Source organism: Kitasatospora sp. MY 5-36 (genome assembly GCF_001182915.1).
Taxonomy (GTDB): domain Bacteria; phylum Actinomycetota; class Actinomycetes; order Streptomycetales; family Streptomycetaceae; genus Kitasatospora.
The window spans coordinates 1-1,618 of sequence record NZ_LFVW01001158.1; the positions used below are offsets into that span (position 1 = coordinate 1).

At 75.3% G+C, this 1,618-nt stretch carries 1 protein-coding gene and 1 pseudogene; both read right to left on the reverse strand.

Going from position 1 to position 1,618, the window contains the following annotated elements:
* On the reverse strand, positions 1-1,291 hold a 1,291-nt coding region (locus AE652_RS41000; RefSeq protein WP_369808376.1), incomplete at its 3' end, for an MFS transporter.
* An 86-nt stretch (positions 1,292-1,377) separates the two neighbouring features.
* A pseudogene (locus tag AE652_RS41005) lies at positions 1,378-1,618 on the reverse strand (hypothetical protein); the annotation flags it as partial.

The window sequence follows — 1,618 nt, forward strand, 5'->3', positions numbered from 1 at the left end:
GCACGGCCGCGGCGTTCGGGTCGGTGCGGTCGTCGTAGGCGAGCAGCTTCGGGAGGGCGGCGGCGACCGCGAGCACGGCGACGACGCAGGCGGCACCGCCGGCCCAGACGGCGGCGCGCACGCCGACCAGCCCGGCCATGGTGCCGGCCCGGACCTGGCCGAGCTGCGGGCCGACGGAGTAGCTGAGCAGTTCCACGCCGGCCATCCGGCCGCGCAGCTCGTCGGGGATGGACTGGTTCCACATGGTCGAGCGGGCGAGCCCGCTGATCTCGTCGGCGCCGCCGGCCAGCGCCAGGCCGAGCAGCACCAGCCCGATGTGCTCGGTGAGCCCGGCGAGCGCCATCGCCGCGCCCCAGCCGACGGCGGCGACCACCAGCAGCCGCCCGTGCCGGTGGACGCGGGAGGTCCAGCCGCTGGTCGCGCCGACCAGCAGGGCGCCGAGGGCGGAGGCCGCGTACATCGGGCCGAGCGCCCAGTCCGCCCCCAACTCCGAAGCCAGGAACGGGAAGACGGCCACCGGGTAGGCGAACAGCATGGCGCAGACGTCGATCGCGTAGGTGCCGAGCAGGTCCTTGCGGCTCCACGCGTAGCGGACCCCGGTGAGCACCGCCCGGACGGACGGCCGTTCGGCGCCGGTGGGCGGCGGCACCGCCTTGATCCGGACGAGCAGCAGCAGCGAGAGGGCGAAGGAGAGGACGTCCAGCGCGTACGCGGTCTGCACCCCGGCGAAGGCCACCACGACACCGGCCAGCGCCGGGCCGGCCACCGAAGCGGCGTTGTGGTACAGCGACCTGAGGGCGAACGCGGCGGTCAGGTGCTGGTGCGGGACGAGCCGCGGGAGGAGCGAGTCCAGCGCCGGACGCTGGATGCCGTCGGCGGCCGCGACCAGCGCGGCGACCAGGTAGATCGGCCAGAGCAGCGGGTGCGGCAGCAGGGCGTTGACCAGCAGCAGCCCGGCCAGCAGGCCGAGCGCGACCTCCGCCCGCAGCACCAGCTTCCGGCGGTCCAGGGCGTCGGCGAGGGCGCCGCCCCACAGGCCGAAGACGATCAGCGGCACCAGTTCGACGGCGCCGATCAGGCCGACCGCGAAGGAGGAGCCGGTGAGTTCCTTGATCTGCATCGGCACGGCGACGAGGGTCAGGAAGCCGCCGAAGCTGGTGACGCAGCCGGAGGTCCACAGGTAGCGGAAGTCGCGCGAGGCGCGCCAGGGCGACAGGTCGGGCGTCAGCGAGTGCAGCAGCCTCCGGGCGCGCCCGGGCACGGGGGGATGCGGGGGTTCGTCGACGTTCACGAACCGTCATCCTCGGGCGGCGGCCACCGCTTCCGCAAAGGGTTTTCGACCGGGGCGTGAACTTTTCGGCCGGGTGGTGAACAGGGTCACCAGCGGGTGATCGCGGGCCCCGAGGCCAGCCGCCCGGCGAGGTCGGCGAGCCGGTCCCGGACGGAGCGGCGGCCGGTCCGCTGCCCGGCGGCGACGCTGACCAGGTGCTGGGCGAGGTCGAACGGCCCCTCGGCGGCGGTGCCGACGGTCAGCCGCTCGTGCGCGAGCCGGCGGAGTTCGTCGAGGCCGTGGGGTGCGTCGAGGCCGCCGGACGCACCGGGCTCGCCGGACGCACCG